At 60.0% G+C, this 20,649-nt stretch carries 19 protein-coding genes; 8 read left to right on the top strand and 11 right to left on the bottom strand.

From position 1 onward, the window contains the following. Positions 1-63: 63 nt before the first annotated feature. Positions 64-1,047 (top strand): LLM class flavin-dependent oxidoreductase, encoded by a 984-nt coding sequence (locus HF931_RS07735; RefSeq protein WP_420537733.1) that lies wholly within the window; start codon positions 64-66, stop codon positions 1,045-1,047. A gap of 23 nt (positions 1,048-1,070) precedes the next feature. Here the strand turns inward: HF931_RS07735 and panD are convergent, their stop codons facing one another. Continuing rightward, positions 1,071-1,427, bottom strand: coding sequence for an aspartate 1-decarboxylase (gene panD, locus HF931_RS07730; RefSeq protein WP_273242888.1), 357 nt, complete (start codon positions 1,425-1,427; stop codon positions 1,071-1,073). A gap of 272 nt (positions 1,428-1,699) precedes the next feature. Between panD and HF931_RS07725 the strand changes: the two genes are divergently transcribed. From HF931_RS07725 to HF931_RS07715, 3 genes are all read left to right on the top strand, one after another. After that, a complete protein-coding gene (locus tag HF931_RS07725; RefSeq protein WP_035546884.1) occupies positions 1,700-3,037 on the top strand; it encodes a hypothetical protein in 1,338 nt (445 codons plus the stop codon). 60 nt (positions 3,038-3,097) lie between these two features. Continuing rightward, on the top strand, positions 3,098-3,763 hold the full coding sequence (locus HF931_RS07720; protein ID WP_273242886.1) for an FAD-binding oxidoreductase: 666 nt from the start codon (positions 3,098-3,100) through the stop codon (positions 3,761-3,763). A 69-nt stretch (positions 3,764-3,832) separates the two neighbouring features. Further along, entirely contained in the window at positions 3,833-4,438 is a 606-nt protein-coding gene (locus tag HF931_RS07715; protein ID WP_273242885.1) for an NAD(P)H-dependent oxidoreductase, read from the top strand. Here the strand turns inward: HF931_RS07715 and HF931_RS07710 are convergent. After that, entirely contained in the window at positions 4,427-4,849 is a 423-nt protein-coding gene (locus tag HF931_RS07710; protein WP_273242883.1) for a secondary thiamine-phosphate synthase enzyme YjbQ, read from the bottom strand. The two genes, HF931_RS07715 and HF931_RS07710, sit on opposite strands and share 12 nt — an antisense overlap. Before the next feature lie 123 nt (positions 4,850-4,972). On the opposite strand from HF931_RS07710, the gene ypfJ reads away from it, so the two are divergent. Next, positions 4,973-5,809: a KPN_02809 family neutral zinc metallopeptidase gene (gene ypfJ / locus HF931_RS07705; protein ID WP_273242881.1), complete on the top strand. Its 837-nt coding sequence runs from the start codon at positions 4,973-4,975 to the stop codon at positions 5,807-5,809. Positions 5,810-5,856: 47 nt separating this feature from the next. Further along, positions 5,857-7,140, top strand: coding sequence for an O-acetylhomoserine aminocarboxypropyltransferase/cysteine synthase family protein (locus HF931_RS07700; RefSeq protein ID WP_273242879.1), 1,284 nt, complete (start codon positions 5,857-5,859; stop codon positions 7,138-7,140). A gap of 71 nt (positions 7,141-7,211) precedes the next feature. On the opposite strand, the gene rpoD is transcribed toward HF931_RS07700, so the two are convergent. The 4 genes from rpoD to HF931_RS07680 all read right to left on the bottom strand — a co-directional run bounded on the left by rpoD (position 7,212) and on the right by HF931_RS07680 (position 13,006). Then, positions 7,212-9,167 (bottom strand): RNA polymerase sigma factor RpoD, encoded by a 1,956-nt coding sequence (rpoD, locus tag HF931_RS07695; RefSeq protein WP_273242877.1) that lies wholly within the window; start codon positions 9,165-9,167, stop codon positions 7,212-7,214. Positions 9,168-9,579: 412 nt separating this feature from the next. Further along, a complete protein-coding gene (gene dnaG / locus HF931_RS07690) occupies positions 9,580-11,487 on the bottom strand; it encodes a DNA primase (RefSeq protein WP_273242875.1) in 1,908 nt (635 codons plus the stop codon). Between the two features lie 123 nt (positions 11,488-11,610). After that, positions 11,611-12,399 carry a PRC-barrel domain-containing protein gene (locus tag HF931_RS07685; RefSeq protein ID WP_273242873.1) on the bottom strand — a complete coding sequence of 263 codons (789 nt, stop codon included), beginning with the start codon at positions 12,397-12,399 and terminating at the stop codon, positions 11,611-11,613. 94 nt (positions 12,400-12,493) lie between these two features. Continuing rightward, positions 12,494-13,006, bottom strand: coding sequence for a GatB/YqeY domain-containing protein (locus HF931_RS07680; protein WP_241764103.1), 513 nt, complete (start codon positions 13,004-13,006; stop codon positions 12,494-12,496). A 131-nt stretch (positions 13,007-13,137) separates the two neighbouring features. Here HF931_RS07680 and carA point away from each other — a divergent pair, with 131 nt between their 5' ends. Beyond that, positions 13,138-14,319: a glutamine-hydrolyzing carbamoyl-phosphate synthase small subunit gene (gene carA, locus HF931_RS07675; protein ID WP_035548122.1), complete on the top strand. Its 1,182-nt coding sequence runs from the start codon at positions 13,138-13,140 to the stop codon at positions 14,317-14,319. 34 nt (positions 14,320-14,353) lie between these two features. Beyond that, complete coding sequence (locus tag HF931_RS07670; protein WP_273242870.1) at positions 14,354-15,016, top strand: 2OG-Fe(II) oxygenase; 663 nt, start codon at positions 14,354-14,356, stop codon at positions 15,014-15,016. An 8-nt stretch (positions 15,017-15,024) separates the two neighbouring features. Here HF931_RS07670 and HF931_RS07665 read toward each other — a convergent pair whose 3' ends face one another. The 5 genes from HF931_RS07665 to HF931_RS07645 all read right to left on the bottom strand — a co-directional run bounded on the left by HF931_RS07665 (position 15,025) and on the right by HF931_RS07645 (position 20,626). Next, a complete protein-coding gene (locus tag HF931_RS07665; protein WP_273242868.1) occupies positions 15,025-15,612 on the bottom strand; it encodes a TetR/AcrR family transcriptional regulator in 588 nt (195 codons plus the stop codon). A 289-nt stretch (positions 15,613-15,901) separates the two neighbouring features. Next, the gene (locus HF931_RS07660; protein ID WP_423786727.1) at positions 15,902-18,628 is read right to left on the bottom strand and encodes a glycoside hydrolase family 3 C-terminal domain-containing protein; all 2,727 of its coding nucleotides are present in this window, start codon (positions 18,626-18,628) and stop codon (positions 15,902-15,904) included. Between the two features lie 129 nt (positions 18,629-18,757). Beyond that, positions 18,758-19,195, bottom strand: a complete 438-nt coding sequence (locus tag HF931_RS07655) for an EVE domain-containing protein (RefSeq protein WP_035546921.1) — start codon at positions 19,193-19,195, stop codon at positions 18,758-18,760. Positions 19,196-19,222: 27 nt separating this feature from the next. Then, positions 19,223-20,056 (bottom strand): heme-dependent oxidative N-demethylase family protein, encoded by an 834-nt coding sequence (locus HF931_RS07650; protein ID WP_273242864.1) that lies wholly within the window; start codon positions 20,054-20,056, stop codon positions 19,223-19,225. A gap of 9 nt (positions 20,057-20,065) precedes the next feature. Then, on the bottom strand, positions 20,066-20,626 hold the full coding sequence (locus HF931_RS07645) for a class I SAM-dependent methyltransferase (protein WP_241764105.1): 561 nt from the start codon (positions 20,624-20,626) through the stop codon (positions 20,066-20,068). Positions 20,627-20,649: the final 23 nt, after the last annotated feature.

The following is a 20,649-nucleotide window of genomic DNA, read 5'->3' as shown; positions in this document are numbered from 1 at the left end:
GGCGGGCTTGGCATCGGGCGTGCGGCCCCCATGTCTTGGCTGAGCAAGACAAAGGGCCTTGATGTGGCTGAACTCTCCATTCTCGAACTTGGCCGTGTGCGCCAGGGCTTTACCCGCGCGGACGCCCTGAATGATGCCAGACGCGTCGCCCAACATGCGGAGCAATATGGCTACAAGCGTTTCTGGGTGGCCGAGCACCATAACATGGCGGCAGTCACCACGGCGGCGACCTCCCTCGTCGTGTCGCATATTGCGGCGGGCACGAAAACGATCCGCGTCGGCGCGGGCGGCATCATGCTGCCCAACCATGCGCCCTACATCATCGCCGAACAGTTCGGCACGCTGGAGGCGCTGTATCCGGGTCGGATCGATCTCGGCCTTGGCCGCGCGCCCGGCACCGACCAGATGACGCTGCGCGCCTTGCGGCGGGACGTGAACAGCGCCGACCGCTTCCCGCAGGACGTGCTGGAATTGCAAGCCTGGCTCGGCCCGGTCGAAGACGGCCAGAAGATCGAAGCCGTGCCGGGCTCGAACTCCAATGTGCCACTCTGGATTCTGGGCTCCAGCCTGTTCGGGGCCCAGGTCGCAGCCGCCTATGGCATGCCTTACGGGTTTGCATCGCATTTTGCACCGCAGGCATTGGATGACGCGCTCGCCACTTATCGCGCCAATTTCCAGCCCTCAGCTCAGCTTGAAAAGCCTTATACGCTGATCGGCGTGAACATCATCGCCGCGGAAACGACTGAGGAGGCAAGGTATCTCGCTACATCTCAGCAGATGTCATTTGCCAATTTGGTGCGCGGCGAGCGGAAGCTTACCCAGCCACCGATTGACGACATCGACACCTATTGGACACCGGAAGAGAAACTGCGCGCCCAGCATATGCTGAATTTCAGCATCATAGGGGACCGTGATGAGATCAAACGCGGTGTCGACGCGCTGCTCGAACGCACGAATGCCGACGAGTTGATGATCGTCTCGGACATGTATGATGTCGACAAGCGCCTGCGCTCATTCGAGATTATCGCGGATGTCGTTAAAAACTGATCCGTCAGCCTGTCCGGCTTGGATCAGGATGGGCGCTTGATCACATTATGGTCGTCCAGCAGCACGACATTCGGCGCATGCTGGCGGGCCTTGTCAGCATCAACGCCGGCAAATGCCGCGATGATGACCTTGTCGCCCACAGCGAAATGACGGGCCGCTGCGCCGTTCACACCAATCGTCTTGGAGCCGCGCGGCGCTTCGAGTGCGTAGGTCTGAATGCGGGCGCCATTGGTCACGTTCCAGATATCCACACGCTCATTCGGCAGAATGCCGGATGCATCCAGCAGATCCTGGTCGATCGAGACCGAACCTTCATAGTGAAGGTCACACTGCGTAACGGTTGCAGAATGAAGCTTGGCTTTCAGCATATTGAGCAGCAAGGACGTACCCTCCGGAATTATGATGAGCGCTGTTTTTGCTCATATTGAGCATATAGGTGGGCCTGCCCCCTCGCGCAAGGGCGCTTATTGCATTGCAGCAAATATGAGTAAAGACGGATTGGCCGCTACAGGCTTCACCTTTGCGCGAGGTCAATCATGTGCCCGCTCACATTCCCCTATCGCTGGATTTTACCTGTAAACCGCTCGCCTTCCACGAAACCCTCTGTTAACTATCGGTAAGGCCGGGGAGAGCTTTTAAGGGGACCAACACCATGAAACAGACGTCAGCAGCAGTCCTGGCCGCATCGCTCATCGTGGCCGGGTGCGCCTCCAGTCCGACGTCCGGCTCCTCTTCGCCGCCATCGACCTCGCCCACCAGCCCGTCCGGACCCGTTCGCGGAATCCCGAACCCGAATGACAATGATTTCCTCGGCGACCCGACCCCGACCGTTAATCGGCATACCGGTCGCGCAAGCAGCGGCGCTGTACCGGCCAAGGACTACCTGCCCTATATCGACGTCGCGATTGATGAGGCGGCCGTCTATTCCGAGTTCGGGGACATGCTGCAGGACAGGTACACTCGAATACAGATCGTGACGCTGAAACCGGACGCCTACGACATGGATGGTGTGACATCCGGCGTGCGCAGCCAGGAAACCGAAAGCCGCAATTACGACAAGGAAAGCCGCAACTGGATTTCCCGCATGATGTCCTCGCGCAGTATCACCCGCACACTGATCGCTGAGTTTGACGTGGCGAAGCCGGATATCACCGCAACCAATGCGCTCTTCTCGTCCACATTCTCTTCCAACAATCGCGAGGGGGAAAGTTGGACAACGAATGAAAGCCTCTCGGTCTATGCAACCCCCTATTTCAAGGTTGGTCCGAACACGACGATTGAAGCCCGCTTTCGTCTCCAACTGTCGGACGAGAAGGAATCGTCTGCCAGTGCCAATGTCATGGGCGCATTGACGACGGCCGCGAACCTGATCGCACCGACATCCACGCTGGTGACCTATTTCAACGCGCCACTGATGCAGGAGGCCTCGACCTTCCTGAACACCTCCACCAGCACATTGTTCGGCCAATCCATTACCGAGCAATCCGTCAGCGCCTTCTCCGTAAAGTCGTGGACGGACAAACCCATCCTTGTCGTGTCCGCCCAGATGCCAGATGCGAACGATATCAAGGATACGCGCAAGAAGGGCGCCATCGGCCAATGGGCCGTCTATCTCGACCAGCCCATCCCGTCGATCTTTACAGCTGGCGTGTCCGATGCCGGGTATCCGGATTATACTGGCGTGACGTCAGGCGACATTCTCGCCTTTGATGTGGGAGAGGATCTGACGGTGTATGATTACATTTTCTCCCGGCTCGATCTCGCTGACCGCATCTCCTATCTGAATGATACGGCAGACCCTGATGTTGCCGGATTGATCTGCAACCGGATTGAGCGCGGCCTGTCCGAAATCGGTTTCACGTCCTATGACGCGGCCGCTGCTGTGTGGGCCGCATCCGTCTCAGACCAATTCAATGGCAGCGCAAAGGCAGCCTTCCAGGGCGAAAACACCTGCGAAGCGATGATCCGCTGGCACGCGCTCGGCGGCTGAACCGGAACAAATCGGCCCGGGCCACGTCAATAGAGGCGAATATCCCTTCAGGAGCGCCTCATGCCAACATCCGTCAAAATTCTGCACACCGAACCCGTCACGCACGATGTGCGTCGCTACCGTGTTGAGAAACCCGACGGATTTGAGTTCGAGCCCGGTCAGGCAACCGAAATTGCCTTGGACAAGGATGGCTGGCGGGACGAAACGCGCCCCTTCACATTCACCGCCCTGCCCGATGCAGACACGCTCGAATTCACCATCAAATCCTATCACGATCATGACGGTGTCACGCACGAGCTATGGTCGATGCAAGCAGGAGACGCCCTCCTGCTGGACGAAGCGTGGGGCACGATCACTTACAAGGGCCCCGGTGTCTTCATTGCAGGTGGCGCGGGCGTCACACCCTTTATCGCCATCTTGCGAAAGCTCGCCGCCGACGGAAAACTGAACGGGCACACCCTGATCGCCTCTCACAAGACCGAGAAGGACATTATCCTGCGTGAAGAATTCGAGGCGATGGAAGGGCTCGACTGCATCTGGACAGTCACGGACCAGGACGGCTCGCCGCTTGATCGCGGGAAGATCGACAAGGGCTTCCTGCAGCACCATGTCCGAGACTTTGACCAGCAATTCTATGTCTGCGGCCCTGACAAGATGATCGACGACACCAAGAGCACGCTGAAAGACCTGGGCGCGGACGCAGACGGCATTACATTCGAGGAATAGGACCTCGCTTAGCGATACTGACAAGGCCGTGAAGTTGAGACCCGTCTTCCGGAATGCCAGAACCTCTTCATGCACCACGTCCTGATCATCAATGGGCACCAGCCCTTTCCAACGTCTTCCGGATCACTCAACGCGGCATTTGTCGAGCGCGCGAAAAGGCTGTTCGAGGACTCAGGCTGGCTTGTTCGGTCCAGGCGTGTTGCTGATGGATGGGACACGGAAGAAGAAGTCCGAAACCAGCTTTGGGCCGATGCCATCCTGTTCCAGTTTCCCTTGAATTCCATGGGCCTTCCCTGGCCCCTGAAGCGCTATCTTGATGAAGTGTACACGGCCGGCATGGACGGACGCCTGTCGAAGGGCGACGGACGAAGCCGAAAAGACCCCTCCCGTCAGTATGGCAGTGGCGGACGGATGACCGAGACACGCTACATGCTGTCACTGACCCTGAATGCGCCCGGGTCTGCCTTCAGTAATCCTGAACAGGTCTTCTTCGAAGGTCGGTCAGTCGAAGACCTGCTCTGGCCAATCCATTTGAATTTCCGCTTTTTCGGGATGCAAGCCCGTCCAAGCTTTGCTGCGCACGACGTGTCAAAGGCACCCAACATCGAAGCCGATTTCGAACGGTTCGATGATCATTTGAAACAAGCGTTCTCGCTGGGCGGATCAGCCGCGTGAGGACAGGAAGTGCGCCACCACACGCCGTTTATGCGGCGCGTCCCTGTGTTCGAACAGGTAAATCCCCTGCCAGGTGCCAAGGGCCATGTGTCCGCGCGTCACCGGAATCGAGAGCGACGTTTGTGTCAGGGCTGCCTTGATATGGGCGGGCATGTCGTCCGGCCCCTCGGTGCGGTGCACAAGGTAACTCATCGACGGATCATTCGCATGCGGCACGAGCCGCCGGAAGAATGCCTGCAAATCACGCTGCACATCGGGATCTGCGTTTTCCTGAATGACAAGCGAGCACGATGTGTGCTGGCAGAACAGGGTCAGCAAGCCGTCGCCCGCCCCTGCCAAAAACTCGGCCGCATCGCGTGTGAATTCGTAAAGACCGGAACCCCGGCTCTGTATTGTGAGTTGGGTCTGCATACGCTTCGCTTACAGGCTTGCCCGGCACCCGGCAATCACAGCCTGCCATTGCGGGGTGACGGTACTGGCACGAGCCTGTATTTCAGGATGAGCTTAAATCAATCGGCATGACGGAGGTGGGACATGCGCTGGAAAGGTGGACGCAGGGGCGGCAACGTCGAAGACAGGCGAGGCATGAGCGGCGGCAAGCTGGCCGGTGGCGGCATCGGTTTCGTGCTCATCGCGCTGGTCGTGTCCTATTTCCTCGGAATTGACCCGCAGCCTCTCCTCGAAGCCGGAAGCGGCATGTCCAACCAGCAGCAAACCGGCGATGTTGGCACACCGGAAGATGAGGCCGGCCAGTTCGTGGATGTTGTCGGCACCAATGTGAACGATGTCTGGGCTGGCCTCTATGATGGCTACAAGAAGCCAAATGTCGTGGTCTATTCCCAGGGCACCAGCACGGGCTGCGGCTATGGTCAGGCCGCGATGGGCCCCTTCTACTGCCCCGCTGACCAGACCATCTATCTGGACCTGTCCTTCTGGCAGCAGATGGAAACCCAGCTTGGTGCATCCGGCGCTGACTTCGCCCGTGCCTATGTCATCGCCCATGAATTCGGCCACCACGTGCAAACCCTCACCGGCGCATCACAGCAGGTCCGTCAGGCGCAACAGCGCGCCAGCAGCAAAGCCGAAGCCAACAAATATTCCGTTGCTCTGGAGCTGCAGGCCGACTGCTATGCCGGTGTCTGGGCCGCTCATGCCGCAACGGCATCGAACGGAAAGGTTGCACTTGAGCGCGGCGACATGGAAGAAGGTTTGAAAACGGCCAATGCCATTGGCGACGACATGCTGCAGAAGCGCTCCCAGGGTCGCGTCACCCCGGAAGCCTTCACTCACGGCTCTGCCGAACAGCGCATGGAGTGGCTGAGCCGCGGCTATCAGACCGGCGATCCACGCCAGTGTGACACGTTCAACTGAGCCCACCCGTTTCGGCGGAGGGCCGAGACAGGAAGGGAGACGCCGCGATGACCGACGGCAAGCCAATGGGGTTTGACACCCAGCAAATTCACGCCGGTGCAAACCCGGATCCGGCCACCGGTGCCCGTCAAGTGCCGATCTACCAGACGACCGCCTATGTGTTCCGCGACGCGGACCATGCCGCTGCGCTCTTCGGCCTTCAGGAAGTTGGCTATATCTATTCCCGTCTGACCAACCCGACCGTTGGCGCGCTGGGCGACCGGATCGCCGCGCTCGAAGGCGGCGCGGGCGCAGTCTGCTGCTCCTCTGGCCACGCGGCCCAGATCATGGCGCTGTTCCCGTTGATGGCGCCGGGCCGCAACATTGTCGCCTCCACGCGCCTCTATGGCGGCACGATCACCCAGTTCAGCCAGACCTTCAAACGCTTCGGCTGGTCGGCCACCTTTGTGGACTTTGACGATCTCGACGCCGTGAAGGCCGCGATCAATGACGATACGCGGGCGATCTTCTGTGAGACCATCGCCAATCCCGGTGGCTACATCACTGATCTGGACGCGATTGCCGAAATCGCCGACGGCGCAGGCATCCCCCTGATTGTCGACAACACGACGGCGACGCCCTATCTCTGCCGCCCAATCGAACATGGCGCGACGCTGGTTGTTCACTCGCTGACGAAATACATGACCGGCAACGGCACGGTGACCGGCGGGGCAATTGTCGATTCCGGTAAATTCGACTGGTCGGCCTCTGACAAGTTCCCGTCCCTCTCCCAGCCCGAGCCGGCCTATCACGGCCTGAATTTCCACGAGACGTTCGGCCCGGCGGCCTTCACCTTCCACGGCATCGCCATCGGCCTGCGCGACCTTGGCATGACGCTGAACCCGCAAGCCGCGCACTACACGCTGATGGGCATCGAAACGCTCTCCATGCGGATGGAAAAGCATGTCGCAAATGCGAAGAAGATTGCCGCCTGGCTGGAAGGCCATGACGCTGTGGCAGGCGTCACCTATGCCGGCCTGGATTCCTCACCCTACAAGGACCGTGTTCCGAAGATCTGCCCGAAAGGCGCAGGGGCCCTGTTCACCGTCCAGCTGAAGGACGGTTATGAGGGCTGCACGAAATTTGTCGGCAATCTTCAGCTGTTCAGCCATGTGGCGAACCTTGGCGACGCGCGCAGCCTGGTCATCCACCCGGCCTCGACCACGCACCGCCAGCTGACACAGGCCCAGCAGATCGCCGCGGGCGCCGCCCCTGACACGGTCCGCCTCTCCATTGGCATCGAAGACGCCGACGATCTGATCGCAGATCTGGATCAGGCGCTGCGGGCTTAGTCACCTTACAAAGCACAAAAAAGGCGGCCTCGACGGGCCGCCTTTTTCAAACTTGGATCGGCGCGCGCGCCTCACGTATCCAGGAAACTCCGCAGTTTGCGGCTGCGGCTCGGATGCTTCAGTTTGCGGAGCGCTTTCGCCTCAATCTGGCGAATACGTTCGCGGGTCACACTGAATTGCTGACCGACTTCTTCCAGCGTGTGATCCGTATTCATACCAATACCGAAGCGCATGCGCAGCACGCGTTCCTCACGCGGGGTGAGCGAGGCGAGCACGCGCGTCGTCGTTTCGCGAAGGTTTGACTGGATCGCGGCGTCGACAGGCAGAAGCGCCATCTTGTCTTCGATGAAGTCGCCGAGGTTTGAGTCCTCGTCATCGCCAATTGGCGTCTCCAGAGAGATCGGCTCTTTCGCGATCTTCAGGACCTTGCGGATCTTCTCCAGCGGCAGGCCCAGCTTCTCGGCCAGTTCCTCCGGGGTCGGCTCGCGGCCGATCTCGTGCAGCATCTGGCGCTGGGTGCGGATGATCTTGTTGATCGTCTCTATCATGTGCACCGGGATACGGATCGTGCGCGCCTGGTCCGCAATGGACCGGGTGATCGCCTGACGGATCCACCAGGTTGCGTAGGTCGAGAATTTGTAACCGCGGCGATATTCGAACTTATCCACCGCCTTCATCAGGCCGATATTGCCTTCCTGAATCAGGTCGAGGAATTGCAGGCCGCGATTGGTGTATTTCTTCGCGATGGAAATCACGAGGCGGAGGTTAGCCTCGACCATTTCCTTCTTGGCGATGCGCGCTTCGCGTTCGCCCTTCTGCACCGTCTGGACGATGCGGCGGAAATCATCGATCGGGATGCCGATTTCCTGAGCAATCTCGGAGATATTTTCCCGGCTCTCGGTGATCTCGGCTTCCTTGCCCTCGGCGAAGCGTTTCCACTTGGCCGACAGGCCTTTGACCTGATCCAGCCAATCCGGCTCAAGCTCGCGGCCGAAATAGTTCTGGAGGAATTCCTTGCGCGGCACGCCATAGGCATCGCCCATGCGCATCAACTTGCCTTCCATGCCCATCAGCTTCTTGTTGATGGCATAGAGCTGTTCGACCAGCGCCTCGATCCGGGCATTGTTGATGTGGATCGTTTTCAGGTTTTCGACAATGGAGTTGGAAAGCTCGTCATACTCTTCCTGAGCCTTCGGCGTCAGGTCCTTGCCTTCGAGGCGGCGGTTGACGAGCTTGTCCTGCAGCTTGCGGTACTTCGCAAAATCGTCGGCGATCTCGTCCAGCTTGGCGAGCACACCGTCGCGCAGTTCGGCTTCCATGGCAGACATGGACATTGCCGCAGCATCATCCTCGTCCTCATCGTCATCATCGTCTGAAGATTCTTCGCCGTCGGCTTTCGCCTCGTCGGCCTCGTCTTCCTCTTCCTTGGGCTTGGGCTCAGGCGGCGGGTTTTCCGCGCCATAGGTCGCCTCAAGGTCAATCAGGTCACGCAGCAGAATCCGTTCATTCACGAGCTCGTCGCGCCACACCATCATGGCTTCGAAGGTCAGCGGGCTTTCGCACAAGCCGCGGATCATCGCGTCACGGCCAGCCTCGATGCGCTTGGCAATGGCGATCTCGCCTTCGCGAGACAGCAGTTCCACCGCGCCCATCTCGCGCAGATACATGCGCACCGGGTCATCGGTCCGGTCAGAACCGCGGGCGTTGCCTTTCTTGGCCACGACCTTCTTGTCTTCGATCTTGGTGAGCGCCTTGCCCTCGGCTTCGGCCTCTTCCTCGTTCTCGACCACGGCGATGCCCATTTCGGAAATCTGGGACATCACGTCCTCGATCTGGTCCGAGGTCATCTCGTCATTGGGGAGAAGGGCATTGATTTCATCATGCGTGATGAAGCCGCGCTTCTGAGCGCGTTTCAGGACCTTCTTGACGTCTGTCGCACTGAAGTCGACCAGGCCGTTTTCATTGTCCTTGTCGTCTTCACGGTCGCCGTCACCTGAGACGTTCTTTTTCTTGGTGGCTGTTGCCATTCAATTCTCTCCTGTGAGGAACCGGCTGCGCCTGCCGGAACCCTCCCGAAATATTGCCTGCCCTGTTAGCTTTCGCTGACTGATCCTGCTGCCTTGTTCATGCGGCCCCGTGGGGCCGTTCGGTTCTCAACGGGCCTGAGACGCCTGTGCCATACCGGTGACAACAGGGTCGATCCATCGCACGCAGCATCTTTCATGCCACGGTCAGAACCAGCCGCGTGTGAACGTCCGTCTACCATGTGGTGCTCGGTGGCCTTGGGCCAGTCCTTTGCCTCGGGTTCTTTGACCGCGTTCAGAGGCGTCTTTGGATCGTCGTTGAGCAATTTGGCAGCGCGCATGTTCCCAAGTTACGATAAATGGGCACGGAATGCGTTGCGGTCAATAGGTTTTCCTGCGTTTCGGTCCGGATTGCCTACTCGTTGGACCCATCCTGCTTGAACCAGGGGTTTTTCTCTTCGAACTGTTTCCAGAAATCGCCGATATTGGCCTTGCCCATCGCCTTTTCCTGCTGGTCCACCAGAACCCGCTCCTCATGCGCCTTGCGCCGCTCTGCCACCAGTCGCCGCTTCAGTTTCAGGCGGCGCACCTCGTCGTCCGCAGATGGGGCCGTGTCGACGGGAATGAAGACCTCGATGGCAGCCTTCCAGGACTTGTAGGCTGGCTCGTCTGTCCGAATGCGAGAAATGCGGGTCATGTCGATCTGCGACAGCTCATGCTCATGCCCCTCGCGCACCAGCAGGTCACACACGGCCTGCAGGCTGAGCTCCTCATCCTCGATCAGGAAGTCGACAATCACGTCGCGCAGCCGGTTCGACATCGGATTGCGGAAATCGGCTGCAATCAGGATCTCCTCCATGCCCGACAGGATGGCAGGGCTCATCACCGCCTGCATCAGCAGAAGCACGCCGGGGTTTTGGCGGCCGCCCTTATTTGCCTGAATGCCAGGCTGCGATCCAAAGGCCGGCGCGCCGCCCTGCCCCCGGCCACCGGGCTTGCCCTTGGTAAATCCATTCTGCCGCTTGGCTTGGCGGAGCTGCCAGAAATGGTCTCGCATCCGCGATTTCAGATCGCGCTCATAGGCCGCCTTCACGCCAGGATGCTTGATCTGTGCCGCCGCCTGCATCAGGCGCGCCTCCAGTCCCGCCTGACGCTCCGGCGTGTCCAGCGGCTCCGCATCGCGCTCGCGCAGCCAGAGCAGTTCTGACAATGGAATGCGCGCTTCCAGCGCTTCGCCCATCGCCACGGGCCCGCGTTCACGGATCAGGTCGTCCGGATCCATGCCATCCGGCAGCAGCACGAAAAACAATGACCGCCCCGGCTCGACATGCGGCAGCGCCCGGTCCACCGCGCGATAGGCTGCGCCAAGCCCTGCCCGGTCGCCATCAAAACACAGGACGGGCTCCGGGCCAGCGCGCCACAGCAGGCTGATCTGCTCCTCGGTCAGCGCCGTGCCGAGCGGGGCAACGGCCTGTCCGAAACCGGCTTCGGTCAGTGCGATGGCGTCCATATAACCTTCGCAGACAATCAGGCCGCCGCCCTCGCCATGCCCCAGTGCTTCACGGGCCGACTTGTAGCGGTAGAGCACGCGGGATTTGTGGAATAGCGGCGTATCGCCAGAATTCAGGTATTTCGGCTTCGCATCCGGCGTCAGCGCACGGCCACCAAAGGCGATGATCCCGCCCCGGCTATCCGGAATGGGGAACATCAGGCGCCCCCGGAATGCGTCATAGGGCTCGCCGCCGCGATCACTTTCCTTGGTCAGGCCCGCTTCAAGAATCTCGGCCTGTGTGAAGCCTTCGGCCTTCAAGTGTGCGCTTGTCTTGCGCCAATCATCCGGCGCATAGCCCAGCCGGTGACGCTTCCAGGCGGCAGGCTTCAACCCGCGCCCTTCAAGATATTCCCGCGCGCCGGCACCTTCAGAGGATTGCAGCCTCTCTTCGAAATAGGCCGCCGCCGCCTCGCAGACCTCCTGCAGGCGCTTGCGATGATCATAGGCTTCGGCAGCGCGCGGATCTGCCCTGGGCAGTTCCATGCCGGCTTCCTCGGCCAGCTTCTCGACCGCCTCCATGAAGGACAGGCGCTCGGTTTCCATCACGAAGCTGATAACGTCGCCGCCCATGCCGGACGAGAAGCATTTGAAGATGCGCTTCTGGTCGTTGACGTAAAAGCTTGGCGTCTTCTCCGCGGTGAATGGCGACAGGCCGACCCATTCCTTGCCCTTTTTTGTCAGCTTCACCTTGCGGCCGATCACGTCCGAAGGCCGGATACGGGCCTTCAGCTCATCAACAAAACCATCAGGGATGCGGACAGTTGAACTCATAGTTCGGCAGTTTACCTTCATTGGCGCGGCGGGGAAACGCTGTCGCCCAGATGTGTCGGTGGAAAAACAGAAAAAGGGCCCCGCGCCAGCAGGGCCCCCTTCTTTGATCAAATGTCAGATCAATTAGTCGATGTCAGCGGTAAAGCTCATCGCGTTGGTAAATTCTTCCTCAGACAGGTCGATCATCATTTCACCATCGCTGTCGCCTTGCGACACGACGATCTTCGCCGGGTTGATCAGGAAGCGCTCATCCGTGACAGCATCGACGATGCCGTTCGAAACCACGGCGTACTTGGCCGTACCATCCGTCTTCATGATCATGTCCGTCACGCGAACATCCTTGTCATTGAAGCCGAGGCGGACATTCGTACCGGTCAGCTCGGAGGCGAGGCGATAATCGTTCAGACCTTCCTGTTCGAACTCCTGCAGATCGTCCAGCATGTCCTCCGTCAGGTCCATGCGGGCTTCAGGCTCGCCTTCCTCGTCAAACCAGATCTCGGCCTGATCGAAGGAAACCGTGTGGAGATCGCCGGCAAATCCATCGCGGATGACCAGCATTGGCTGCATGTTGCCTGACGCCAGAAGCACGTCTTCAACTTCGCCAACTTCCTCGCCATTGGCATCGGTGACATCTTCACCGATCAGTTCAGATGTCAGGAATTCGTCGGAGGCGAGCACGTAATCGTCACGCTCGATCTCAGCCTGGTCTGCATCGCCCATAGCGACCCGCGTATCGACATCGAAATCGTCCTCGGTTGCGTCGCCGCTCGCATATTCAGCATCATAAGCCGCTGTTTCGGTCATCACAGCCGAGTCATTGTCAGCGGTTTTCGTGTGGGTTTCAGCACCGGAACACGCTGCAGCACCCAGCATCAGGGCAGCAGCACTCGTAGTCAGAAAAAGCCGTTTCATTTCAAAGTCCTTTCGTTGTCTATCAACACACAACAAACGGACCGCTCCCGGCCTTAGTTCCAACCTTTCGCAGAATTAACCAGCTCTGTACGGCTTATTTCGCCGCTTCCTTGTTTGCCGTGAGCGCCTTGCGCATCACCTTTCCGGCGGGGCCGGATTCGATCTTGCCGGGATAACGCTCTTTCAGCGCAGACATGCAGCGGCCAATGTCCTTCAGCTTGGTCGCGCCAAGATCCTCGACCACTTCTTCCACGGCGGCTTCCAGCGCCTTGGTGCACAATGGCTCCGGCAGGAATTTCCGGATGATCTCGATTTCTTCGCGCTCGCGCATCGCATCTTCAATACGACAGGCTTCATCATGCTCGCGCGCGGCTGTTTCACGCTGGGCAATCATGGTTTCCAGCACGTTGCGCACATCGGCGTCCGGGCAGCCCTCGGTGTCGCCGCGCCCACGCGCGCAGACATCCCTGTCCCGAATGGCGGCGTCGATGAGACGAAGCGTGGACAAACGGGTCGTGCACCCTTCGTCTTTCTCACGTTCCGCATTCAGCGCCTGCGCAACACGAGCCTTCAAGGTCATCATGTCAGATTTGTCTTCGTGGCCCATTCGAAATACGCCTTTCACACCAACAACGTCTTACTATGCTTGACGTTGCGGGGACTCAGTCCCATTACCCGGAAAATATGTCGTCAGAAGGTATTAACCGTCTGACAATGATCCCGGAAGGCAAGCCAAATATGTCCGAACAGAGCAAAAAGCAAGCCAGCACAACCGCCACGGGAGCCATCGCCTTGTCTGATGGCACTATTTTCCTGGGGACAGGCGCAGGCGCCGAAGGTGTTCATGTGGGTGAACTCTGCTTCAACACCGCGATCACAGGCTATCAGGAGATCCTGACAGACCCCTCCTACTCCTCCCAGATCGTGCTGTTCACCTTCCCGCACATCGGCAATGTGGGCTCAAACCCTGACGATCATGAGGAATCCTCGGCGCCGGGCGCAAATGGCGCTTGCGGCACGATCTTCCGCGAACCCATCACACCGGCTTCCAATTGGCGTTCCGGCGAGGAATTTGGCGACTGGCTGGCCCGCCGCAACATCGTGGCCCTGTCCGGCGTCGACACGCGCGCCATCACTCGCCTCGTACGCGAGCAAGGCATGCAGAAGGCAGCGATCTGCAACAAGCCAGACGGCAATATCGATCTTGATGCTCTGGTTGAAGCCGCGCGCGGCTGGCAAGGGCTGGAGACAGCCGATCTGGCGGCCGATGTCGACACCGACACACCTTTTGAAAACGCTCAGCGCCTCTGGCAAGTAGCCGGCGGTTTCAGCGACATGGAAAACGCCGACCATCACGTCGTGGTCGTGGATTTCGGCGTGAAGAAGAACATCCTGCGCAACCTCGCCCAGGTCGGCATCCGCACCAGCGTCGTGAATGGCGATGCCACCGCCGAAGAGATCTTCGCCCTGAACCCTGATGGCGTGGTCTTCTCGAACGGCCCCGGCGATCCGGCGGCCACCATCGCGCGTTCCGGCGACATGATCCGCGCCGTCATCGACAAGGGCCTGCCGATCCTCGGCATCTGCCTCGGCCACCAATTGCTGGCCCTGTCGCTGGGCGCGAAGACCATGAAAATGGCGCAAGGCCATCATGGCGCGAACCACCCGGTAAAAGACCTGGCGACCGGCAAGGTCGAGATCGTGTCCATGAATCACGGCTTTACAGTTGATCCGTCGACGCTTCCGGCAGGCGTGGAAGAAAGCCATCGCTCGCTGTTCGACGGCACGAATTCCGGCCTCGCCGTGAAAGACCGCCCGATCATCTCCGTGCAGCATCACCCGGAGGCGAGCCCCGGCCCGCAGGACAGCTTCTACCTGTTCCAGCGCTTTGCGGACCTGATGGCGGCGCACAAGGCCTGATCCGGCCAACGCGCTCCCGACAATTGACCCACCGATGATCGCCCCTCCTCCCCTCCCGGGTGACAACCGTATCGGCTGCGTGGTGGATGACCTCGCCGACAAAGGCTGGTCATGGCAGCCCGGACTGCTGCCGGACACCTTGTTGCGGGCCCTGCGCGAAGAGATCGAGACGCTGGATGCGGAGGCCGCGCTGGCGCCTGCCGGTATTGGCCGCGACGATGCCTTTCAGGTCGACCGCTCCATTCGCAAGACCCGCATTACCTGGCTGGACGATTCAAGCGATGCGCAGCGCGCCTTCTCGGCCTGGGCCGAAACCTGGCGACAGGCGCTCAATCGCCATCTGATGCTGGGCCTGTTCGAATTCGAGGCCTGTTTTGCCGTCTATCCGGAAGGCGGCTTCTATGATCGCCATCTCGACAGTTTTGAAGGCGCGCGAAACCGTATCGTGTCGCTGGTTGTCTATCTCAATGACACATGGGACGCAGCCGATGGCGGCGCCCTGCTCGTCTGGCCGGAAGGGGCAAGCGAAGACGCGCCGTATGTCGCCACGCTCGTACCGGAAGGCGGCGGGGTCGTAATGATGCTCTCAGAGACAATCCCTCACGCCGTGCAGCGCACCGAGCGCCTGCGCTACGCGATTGCGGGCTGGTGGCGCGTCAATCCCGCGACCGATGGCATACCGATCCCGATATCGTGAGCGGCAGACTATTTCATCTGGCGCAGCATGCTATCCAGCGCGCAGCAAATCGAATCCACGGTAACGCCGTCTATGTTGCGGGCAAGCGCCAGGCCTGCCCCGTGCAATGCCCCCTGGACAATAACGGAAAGCGTTGAAGCGCGGTCGTCGGCGATCAACCCGCGCTGAACGAGATACCCGATCGCCGAACGCACGACTTCTCGTCCGACATCTCTCTCATTCGACATCCACTCCGTCATGCCGAGCACACCCCGCCCTTCAATCAGGACAATGCGCTGGAAATCCGGCCGCGTGGTCCATTCCAGATAGCGACGGCACCCTGCGAGGATCGCCTGGTAGGGATCCTCCGGAGACCGGTTGGCAAGCGCAGCTTTCTGCGTATCCCTCGCCATGTCGGTCTGCAGATTGGTCCAGACTTCAAGATACAGGGCCTGCTTGTTCTCGAAATGGTGGAACAGCGCCCCTTTGGTGATACCAGCATCAGCGACGATGCTGGACAGGCTCGCGTCGAATCCCTCCGAGGCAAAGCGCTGCCGGGCCGCTTCCAGGATGGCGGCGCGCGTTTCGGGAGCATTTCTCGTTCTTGATCTGGGCATATTAGCTTTGCGGTTGTCGAGCTAACATACCAGTGGTATGTAAAAACACCAATGTGGAGGTTCAGAAGCACTGAGTTTCTGGATCGGTACCACCATCAAGACACCAGGCTGGGTGGCATACCGATACTGCATTGCCAAAGTGGGACGCGGGACGATTGTGGAGGCAGACACCCTGTCTGGCTCCATGATCGTCTTTTCCATTTCAGGCTTTCTTGCACACAAACATGGCCATTTGGACAAAAGGGCCCACCGTGATGGCAGGCCCTTTCCGAATTGAATCAGGTGTCGCCTATTCGGCGGATGTGAACGTCACTTCAGCTGTCAGGGCATCTTCATCGCTCACGAAGCCAGGCTGGCCGGCACCAATTGAGAGAATTGCCGTGCTGCCTTCTGGCGTCACCGGATTGCCGTCGGTGTCGTAATAGCCGATCCGGTCTGGCGAGAGATCGAACTGAATCTCCGCGCTCTCGCCCGGTGCCAGCTCCACCACGTCAAAGGCGACCAGTTCAATGCGCGGTACGCCCTCATGCGCGCGGTCCTGATGCTGGATGTAGGCCTGCACCACTTCCTTGCCCGCCATGTCGCCGGAATTCGTCACCGTTACGCTGAGCGTCAACGGCTCAGACGCATCATGCGTCTCCGGCACCGACAAGCCACCATAGGTGAAGTCGGTGTAGGACAGGCCATGCCCGAACGCGTAAAGCGGCTCACCCTCAAAGTATTTGTAGGTCCGGTTCGCCATCGAATAATCGAGGAAGTCCGGCAAATCGTCGACTGACTTGTAGAACGTTACCGGCAAACGGCCAGACGGCGAGAAATCGCCCCAGAGCAATTCGGCGATTGCCTTGCCAGCCTGCTCCCCCGGATAGAAGGCCTGCACGATGGCCGGCAGGTTCTCATCTTCCCAGTTCAGCGCTATGGCGGAGCCCGAGAAGTTCACCATCACGACCGGCTTGCCCGTGGCGTGCAGTTTCTTCAGCAGCTTTTCCTGGCTTTCCGGCAGCTTGATGTGCGTACGGTCACCACCAAGGAAGCCGTCCAGCTCCACGCCCATCTCCTCGCCTTCCAGATTGGCATCGATGCCGCCGAAGAACAGGATCACATCCGCGCCTTCGGTTGCCGCCAGGGCTTCGGCTTCAAGATCGCGCGAAACATCCGTCCAGTTGAGATAGGCATACTTGTCCAGCTGATCGCGCGGCCAGCCACTGTCGAACTTCAGCACCATGCGGACAGCGTAGGATTCGCCGGCCTGCATCTCGACATTGTCCATCTCGCCGACGGTTTCGCCATTGATGGTCACCTCGGTCCAGCGTGAGGGCTGGAAGCGATAGACACCATCCGTCTCCGGAACGATCACACCTTCCCAGGTTGCGCTGAACTCATCATTCAGACCGCCCGTGCTGGGCGTACGATCCCAGTAGAAATCGATGTTCGATTCGACCTGCTCCAGCGTCGGTGCGCCTTCGAGCTCCTTGTTGTCGTAATAGGCCGCCTTCACGCCGGACACGAGATTGCCATCCGCATCTTCGTGGAAGAGGACTGATGCCGGCACAGGCTTGTAGTCCGAGTAGTTGTCGCCTGCGATCGTAGATCCCACCGCATAGGTGACATTCTCTTCGCCGATCTTTGCCTTGATGCCCTCCAGCGCCGTGACGGGCTGCGTCGGGCGACCATAATAATTGGCAACCAGCGTCCACCAATTGTCGGCATTCGGACCAATCACGGCAACTTTCGTATCCGCCGCCAGGGGCAGAATGCCATCATTCTTCAGCAGGACGAGGGACTGACGCGCAGCATCTGCAGACAAGTTGATGTGCGGCTCACTGGCCACGATCTCGTGCGGTGTCTGCGCCCAGTGCACATCGGCAGGGTCATCATACATGCCAAGGCGGAACAGGGCGGTGTAAAGCCGCTCAACCGACTGGTCGATGGTCGCTTCATCGATCAGGCCTTGCGCCACGGCGTCTGGCAGGGCGTCCATCTTGTTGCCTTCGCCATCACCGCAATTGAGGTCCGTGCCCATCTTCACGGCGAGCGCGGCCGCTTCGGCGCGCGTGTTCACATAATCATGTGCCGCATACGGCGCTTCACCCGCCGCATGCTTTTCCTCATCATAGTAGAAGTCACCAATCGCGCCGCAATCAGAGACGACATAGCCGTCAAACTTCAGTTCATCGCGCAACAGGTCGACCATCAGGCGTTCACTGCCACAGGCGGGTGCGCCCCAGACAGCATTGTACGCGCACATGACAGAGCCGACATCGGTCTCATCGAACGCCATCTTGAAGGCCGGCAGATAGGTTTCCCAAAGGTCTGCATCAGATGCGTGATAGTCATCGCGGTGGCGCGACGGCTCCGGCCCGGAATGCACAGCGTAATGCTTCACGGTCGCGATCGCCTTCAGGTATTTCTCGTCATCGCCCTGAATGCCGCTGATGAAATTCACGGCCATGCGGCCTGTCAGGAACGGATCTTCCCCATAGGTCTCCTGCCCCCTGCCCCAGCGCGGATCGCGGAATATGTTGATGTTCGGAGACCAGAAGGTCAGGCCGCCATACATGGCGTAGACATTCTCAGAGGCGTAATAGTGATGCTTGGCGCGGCCCTCATCAGAGATGACCGTGGCCACATCCAGCATCAGGTCTTCATCCCAGGTGGCTGCCATGCCGATGGCCTGTGGGAAAACCGTGGCGTGGCCTGCGCGCGCGACGCCGTGCAGCGCCTCGTTCCACCAATTGTACTCATGTATGCCAAGGCGCGGAATGGCAGCGGCCTTGTCATACATCTGGCTGGCTTTTTCCTCCAGCGTCATGCGGCTGACGAGGTCTTTCGCCCGCGCTTCCGGGCTGAGGGAGGCGTCCATATAGGGCGGAATCTGTGGCGTCGCCTCGACCGGCGCTTCAACGAGGTCTGCCTGGGCTTGCTCGGCCGGGGCCGTCGCGCAGCCCGCAAGCAAAGCGACAGAGGCCGCAGCGCCTAATAAGTTGAATTTATTGAGTATTCCATGTCGACGCATAGCCATGCCGTTCTCCCTGTGACGTTTCTCACGGGGCGAAATGGATCAATACGCCCCCTTATCGAGGCGTATTGTTGCACGCTAACATTTTTTTCGCCAGACGCTTTTTCGAGCTTTTTTCAAGCGGCCTCAAACGGGCTTCAGCGTCTTGGGGTCCAGACCGCCCATGCGGCAGACCTCTTTCCACTCATTCGCCTTCACCGGCTGCACCGACAGGCGGAACGAGGTCACAAGGCTCATATCTTCCAGCTTCGGATTGGCCTTCACATCCTTCAGCTTCACAGGCTTGGGCATGTCGGCCAGCGCCTTGACGTGCACGCAGTCCCAGCGCGGGTCATCGGTCGTGGAATCTGGCGCGCTTTCGGCGCAGATCTCCACCACGCCAACCACTTCCAGCCCCTTGTTTGAATGATAGAAGAAAGCGCGGTCGCCGATCTTCATGTCGCGCATGAAATTGCGGGCCTGGTAATTGCGGATGCCGTTCCACTCTTCGCCCTCATCGCCCTTGGCCTTTTGCTCGTCCCAGCTCCAGGCGTCGGGTTCGGATTTGAACAGCCAGTATTTCATCGGTCCTGCCTCGTCTTTTCTGTCACATCAGGAACTAACGGGATTCCGGGCAGCGTCCAGTGCTGCGCCGATCAGCCGGTCATACAGCTGCCAGCCCTTGTAGCGATACATGCCAGGATCAACCCGCGCCCACGCATCGGCAAAGGCGTCGATATGGCCCGGCGTGGCCAGCGCGGCCCGCAGCGGATCATTCACCACGCGAATGGTGAACAGCACCGCGCCTGTCTCCGGCATCTTGCGGATCGTCTGGCGCTCCACCCGAAGATGAAGCTGGTCCAGCGCATCCGCCTCGGCCATCTCCGCCGCCATTTCCTTCAGGGGCGCAGAGCTGGGCGTGAACCGCGCATTGCCTGGCTGGACCGACCAATTGCACCGCTCAAGGATGAAATCCGGGCGCAGGCCGTCAAAGATGCGGGAGATGCGCTTTGCCAGTCCGGGATCGCCGCCGGGCACCGGGCTGTGCAGGCCGCCGAGCGGCTGCTCGAACTTTTCAGACAAGCGCCAATAGGTCGGCGCGCACAGGCTGGCGGCTCTCAATCGCCACAGCCCGTCTTCGCTGCGGATCATCACGCAGAGATCATCTGACACGGTTGAAGACGCCGCCTCCAGCGCCGTGGGCCAGTCACCGCGCGCAGGGCCCGCCACGGCCAGCACGGCCTCCGCCACTTCTGCCATCTCCGCATCCGCATCGCGCGCCGCGAACACGGCATCGCGCTGCTCTCGCATCAGGGCGCGTTTGTCGGTGAGCCATGACCCGGCCTCTGTATCCGGCAGCAACCAGGCCTCCGGCGCGATTGGCTTCAGCCCCGGCGCAATGCCGGGTGGACCATCCAGGAAAGGCAGATAGGGAGGCTGTCGCACGCCCGTGTTCTACACCGCGACGGCGCTGCCCCAGCTGACAAAGCCAGCAATCTTGGGCGTCGATGGCAGATACATGGTTTCAGCTTCGTCCAGTCGGAACCCCGCCGTCGCCAGCATGGCCTCAGTATCGCGCGTCAGATGGCAGCCGCCCGCCAGGGGCTTCCAGATCGGCTCGATCCGGCGCTGCCATTTCGCGACGCCTTCATCTGGCGCGAGACCGTGTTCAGAGAACAGGATCTTCCCGCCGGGCTTCAGCACACGGCGGACTTCCTTCAGCGCCGCTTCCCAATCCGGGATGGTGCAGAGCACAAAGGTGATCACGACTGTGTCGATCGAATTGTCTTCGAGCGGAATGGATTCCGCGCCGGTCTGTAGAAAGTCAATATGGTGTCCAATGCCAAGGCTGCCAGCGGCTCGCCGCGCCTTGTCCAGCATCACTTCGGATGGCTCCAACGCGTAAAGATGGTCAATCTTGCTGGCATCATACAGCGCGAAATTCGTGCCGGACCCTGACCCGATCTCCAGAACGCGGCCGCTCGCCTGCGGCACCACCTTCTCACGCTGCTTCATGATCGGCTTCGTCTGGCAAGCGC

Origin of the sequence: Hyphomonas atlantica corrig., assembly GCF_017795365.1 — a bacterium.
GTDB lineage: Bacteria > Pseudomonadota > Alphaproteobacteria > Caulobacterales > Hyphomonadaceae > Hyphomonas > Hyphomonas atlantica.
Note: the sequence above shows the minus strand (reverse complement) of the source record. Positions and strands in the feature narration are given on the sequence as shown.

Bases quoted from the DNA above. Each gene is read 5' to 3' on its own strand.
- HF931_RS07725 (WP_035546884.1), top strand. From the start codon at position 1,700: ATGAAACAGACGTCAGCAGCAGTCCTGGCCGCATCGCTCATCGTGGCC.
- HF931_RS07720 (WP_273242886.1), top strand. From the start codon at position 3,098: ATGCCAACATCCGTCAAAATTCTGCACACCGAACCCGTCACGCACGAT.
- HF931_RS07715 (WP_273242885.1), top strand. From the start codon at position 3,833: ATGCACCACGTCCTGATCATCAATGGGCACCAGCCCTTTCCAACGTCT.
- HF931_RS07710 (WP_273242883.1), bottom strand. From the start codon at position 4,849: ATGCAGACCCAACTCACAATACAGAGCCGGGGTTCCGGTCTTTACGAA.
- ypfJ (WP_273242881.1), top strand. From the start codon at position 4,973: ATGCGCTGGAAAGGTGGACGCAGGGGCGGCAACGTCGAAGACAGGCGA.
- HF931_RS07700 (WP_273242879.1), top strand. From the start codon at position 5,857: ATGACCGACGGCAAGCCAATGGGGTTTGACACCCAGCAAATTCACGCC.
- rpoD (WP_273242877.1), bottom strand. From the start codon at position 9,167: ATGGCAACAGCCACCAAGAAAAAGAACGTCTCAGGTGACGGCGACCGT.
- dnaG (WP_273242875.1), bottom strand. From the start codon at position 11,487: ATGAGTTCAACTGTCCGCATCCCTGATGGTTTTGTTGATGAGCTGAAG.
- HF931_RS07685 (WP_273242873.1), bottom strand. From the start codon at position 12,399: ATGAAACGGCTTTTTCTGACTACGAGTGCTGCTGCCCTGATGCTGGGT.
- HF931_RS07680 (WP_241764103.1), bottom strand. From the start codon at position 13,006: ATGGGCCACGAAGACAAATCTGACATGATGACCTTGAAGGCTCGTGTT.
- carA (WP_035548122.1), top strand. From the start codon at position 13,138: ATGTCCGAACAGAGCAAAAAGCAAGCCAGCACAACCGCCACGGGAGCC.
- HF931_RS07670 (WP_273242870.1), top strand. From the start codon at position 14,354: ATGATCGCCCCTCCTCCCCTCCCGGGTGACAACCGTATCGGCTGCGTG.
- HF931_RS07665 (WP_273242868.1), bottom strand. From the start codon at position 15,612: ATGCCCAGATCAAGAACGAGAAATGCTCCCGAAACGCGCGCCGCCATC.
- HF931_RS07660 (WP_423786727.1), bottom strand. From the start codon at position 18,628: ATGCGTCGACATGGAATACTCAATAAATTCAACTTATTAGGCGCTGCG.
- HF931_RS07655 (WP_035546921.1), bottom strand. From the start codon at position 19,195: ATGAAATACTGGCTGTTCAAATCCGAACCCGACGCCTGGAGCTGGGAC.
- HF931_RS07645 (WP_241764105.1), bottom strand. From the start codon at position 20,626: ATGAAGCAGCGTGAGAAGGTGGTGCCGCAGGCGAGCGGCCGCGTTCTG.